General features: G+C 69.5%; 1 protein-coding gene. It reads left to right on the forward strand.

Annotated elements, in window-relative coordinates; translation table 11 throughout:
• On the forward strand, nucleotides 1-748 hold a 748-nt coding region (locus HG542_RS34150), incomplete at both ends, for an acyltransferase domain-containing protein (protein ID WP_171088320.1).

Consider the following 748-nt stretch of genomic DNA (forward strand, 5'->3'; position numbering starts at 1 on the left):
ATCGTCGAGCAGGCGCCTGCGGTGGCGCAGCTGCCGGCCCCGCCGAAGGATGGTGCGGTGGTGCCGTGGGTGCTGTCGGCGAAGAGCGAGGCGGCGCTGAAGGCGCAGGCGGAGCAGCTGCTGTCCGCTGCCGGCTCCGAACTGCCGTTGACCGATGTCGGCTTCTCGCTGGCGACAGCACGTGCGGCGTTCGAGCACCGTGCGGTCGTCGTGGGCCGGGACCGTGAGGAACTCCTCGACGGGCTGCGCTCCCTCCTGCACGACCGGTCCGCCGGACACGTCGTCCAGGGCGTGGCCGCCGGTGGCAAGGTGGGCTTCCTGTTCTCGGGGCAGGGGTCGCAGCGCCTGGGCATGGGACGGGAGTTGTACGCGGAGTACCCGGTGTTTGCGGGCGCGTATGACGAGGTGTGTGCACAGCTCGATGCCGTGATCGATGTGGACTCCGAGGAGCTGCACCGGACGGGCATGACGCAGCCTGCGTTGTTCGCGGTCGAGGTGGCGTTGTTCCGGTTGTTGGAGTCGTGGGGTGTGCGGCCGGATTACGTGGCCGGGCACTCGGTGGGTGAGGTTGCTGCCGCGCATGTGGCGGGTGTGTTGTCGCTGGAGGATGCGGCGAAGCTGGTGTCGGCGCGTGCTGCGTTGATGCAGGCGCTGCCTGCGGGTGGCGCGATGGTGGCGGTGCAGGCCACGGAAGAGGAGGTCCTGCCGCACTTCACCGAGAAGGTCGGTATCGCCGCCATCAACGGCC

The sequence above is a fragment of the Streptomyces morookaense genome, from assembly GCF_013030945.1.
Lineage (GTDB): Bacteria > Actinomycetota > Actinomycetes > Streptomycetales > Streptomycetaceae > Streptomyces > Streptomyces morookaensis.